Source organism: Tepidimonas sp. (assembly GCF_036824975.1).
In the GTDB taxonomy this organism is placed as follows: Bacteria; Pseudomonadota; Gammaproteobacteria; order Burkholderiales; family Burkholderiaceae_C; genus Tepidimonas.
Genome location: NZ_DAISZC010000113.1, coordinates 1 through 2831, shown reverse-complemented (window position 1 = coordinate 2831; position 2831 = coordinate 1). Strand labels below are relative to the sequence as shown.

General features: G+C 65.8%; 2 protein-coding genes, 1 tRNA gene and 1 riboswitch. Of the genes, 1 reads left to right on the top strand and 2 read right to left on the bottom strand.

Annotated elements, in window-relative coordinates; genetic code table 11:
* Positions 1-3: 3 nt before the first annotated feature.
* Positions 4-80, bottom strand: a tRNA-Pro gene (locus V7Z54_RS09695).
* Between the two features lie 19 nt (positions 81-99).
* The gene (locus V7Z54_RS09690; protein WP_334136190.1) at positions 100-1044 is read right to left on the bottom strand and encodes a polyprenyl synthetase family protein; all 945 of its coding nucleotides are present in this window, start codon (positions 1042-1044) and stop codon (positions 100-102) included.
* Positions 1045-1233: 189 nt separating this feature from the next.
* A riboswitch (S-adenosyl-L-homocysteine riboswitch) is annotated at positions 1234-1344 on the top strand.
* 60 nt (positions 1345-1404) lie between these two features.
* On the opposite strand from V7Z54_RS09690, the gene ahcY reads away from it, so the two are divergent.
* The coding region (gene ahcY, locus V7Z54_RS09685) for an adenosylhomocysteinase (RefSeq protein ID WP_334136189.1) at positions 1405-2831 on the top strand (1427 nt) is incomplete at its 3' end.

The following is a 2831-nucleotide window of genomic DNA, read 5'->3' as shown; positions in this document are numbered from 1 at the left end:
ACCTGGTCGGGGTGAGAGGATTCGAACCTCCGGCCTCTACGTCCCGAACGTAGCGCTCTACCAGGCTAAGCTACACCCCGATGACCGCTGAAACACCCGTCATGAGCGGCGCGTCAACAGCTGAGCCGCTAATTGTAGCAGAGCTTCACGGTACCGTTGCGCCACGGCATCCCCTGGGGGCAGGCGGTCGAGCGCGGCGATGGCGCGCTCGACTTCGGCGGTGGCATGCCGGCGCGCTTCGTCCAGACCGCCACAGCGGCGCACGATCGCCAGAATTTCGTCCAGCCGCTCGCTGCCGCCGCGTTCGATGGCGCTGCGGATCAGGGCCGCTTCCTCCGGTTGGCAGCGGCGCAGTGTGCAGATGACCGGCAGCGTCACTTTGCCTTCGCGCAGGTCGTCGCCCAGATTCTTGCCCAGCTCGCTGGCGTCGCCCTCGTAGTCGAGTACGTCATCGACGATTTGAAATGCGGCCCCAATCGCCTGCCCGTACTCGGCGCAGGCCGCCTCGGTGTCGCTGTCGCTGCCGGCCAGCAGCGCCGCCAGGCGCGCGCTGGCTTCGAACAGCTGCGCTGTTTTGGCGCGGATGACACGCAGGTAGGCTGCCTCATCCAGGTGCGCGTCGTGCATGTTCATCAGCTGCAGCACTTCACCTTCGGCGATCACGTTGGTGGCGTCGGCCAGCACGCGCATGATGCGCATGTCGCCGCACTCCACCATCATCTGGAACGCGCGCGAATACAAAAAGTCGCCCACCAGCACGCTGGCGGCGTTGCCGAACACCTGGTTGGCAGTGTCACGCCCGCGCCGCAGTGTGGACTCGTCCACCACATCGTCGTGCAGCAAGGTGGCGGTGTGGATGAACTCCACCACCGCCGCCAGGATATGGCGGCGCGGGTCGGTGCAGCCCAGCGCGCCGCACATCAGCAACAGCAGCGCCGGTCGCACGCGCTTGCCGCCGGCCCCGATGAGGTAGTGTGCCACTTGGCCCACCAGCGGCACGTCGCTGTCGAGCCGCTGCCGGATGACGGCGTCGACCGCCTGCATGTCGGCGGCGACGACGGACAGGGCGTGCGGGGCGGGTGCGGCGGCGGCGGGGGACAAGATGCAGGCGCTGGCAAAACAAGACCCGGAGCGGCCGGGCACCGTAGCCGGGGATTATAGAAACGCACCAGGTTGCCGACGGGCACGCCGGTGGGGTGCCAGATTGTCCGGGGCAGCCTATAATGGACGTTGCCTGCCGAGGAGCGTTGCAGCGCACCACGGATAGCCCGTGCGCGAGGCTCGACAGGCGCCGGAAAAGGTCGTGCCGACCCCCCGGTTCTGTGGCAACGACGCTCACCCACCGGCGTGGCGTGAGCATCTGTGCCCGCCAGCGGTGGCAACCCTGCAACAGGAGTCCATGGCATGAACGCACCGCTGCACACCGCACTGCCCACCGACTGCGTGGTGGCCGACTTGGGTTTGGCCGAATGGGGCCGCAAAGAAATCCGCATCGCCGAAACCGAAATGCCCGGCTTGATGGCGATCCGAGAGGAATACGCCGCCAGCCAGCCGCTCAAGGGCGCGCGCATCGCCGGGTCGCTGCACATGACGATCCAGACCGCGGTGCTGATCGAGACGCTGCAAGCGCTGGGCGCACAGGTGCGCTGGGCGTCGTGCAATATTTTCTCTACGCAAGACCACGCCGCCGCCGCGATTGCGGCGCGTGGTACACCGGTGTTCGCCTATAAGGGCGAGACGCTGCAGGACTACTGGGACTTCACACACCGCATCTTCGAGTTCGGCCCGGCCGGCAGCCCGGACGAGGGGCCCAACCTGATTCTGGACGACGGGGGCGACGCGACGCTGCTGTTGCATCTGGGCCAGCGTGCCGAAAAAGACCCCTCGGTGCTGCAGCGTCCAACCAGCGAAGAGGAGCGCGTGCTATTTGCCGCCATCCGCCAGCGGCTGGCACAAGACCCCACGTGGTACAGCCGCAAGGCGGCACAGGTGATTGGCGTGACCGAGGAGACCACCACCGGCGTCAATCGCCTCAAGCAGATGGCCGCGCGCGGCGAGCTGATGTTTCGTGCCATCAACGTCAACGACTCGGTGACCAAGAGCAAGTTCGACAATCTGTACGGTTGTCGCGAGTCGCTGGTGGACGGCATCAAGCGCGCCACCGACGTCATGATCGCCGGCAAGATCGCGGTGGTGTGCGGCTACGGCGACGTGGGCAAGGGCTCGGCGCAGGCGCTGCGCGCGCTGTCGGCCCAGGTGTGGGTGACGGAGATCGACCCCATCTGTGCGCTGCAGGCGGCCATGGAGGGCTACAAGGTGGTCACCATGGACTACGCCGCCGACAAGGCCGACATTTTCGTCACCGCCACCGGCAACAAGCACGTCATCACGTACGCGCACATGGCGCGCATGAAAGACCAGGCGATCGTGTGCAACATCGGCCACTTCGACAACGAAATCGATGTGGCAGCGCTGGAGGCCCGTTGCCGCTGGGAAGAGATCAAGCCGCAGGTGGACCACGTCATCTTCGAGGATGGCAAGCGCATCATCCTGCTGGCCAAGGGGCGGCTGGTGAACCTGGGCTGCGCCACCGGTCACCCCAGCTATGTGATGAGCAGCTCGTTTGCCAACCAGACCATCGCGCAGATCGAGCTGTTCACCCACCGCGACTTCTACGAAAAGGGCAAGGTCTACACCTTGCCCAAGCACCTGGACGAGAAGGTGGCGCGCCTGCAGCTGAAAAAGCTCGGCGCCATGCTGACCGAATTGACCGATGAGCAGGCGGCCTACATCGGCGTGCCCAAGGAAGGACCGTACAAGCCCGATACCTA

Coding starts and splice junctions, on each gene's coding strand:
- V7Z54_RS09690 (WP_334136190.1), bottom strand. CDS start 1,044: ATGCAGGCGGTCGACGCCGTCATCCGGCAGCGGCTCGACAGCGACGTG.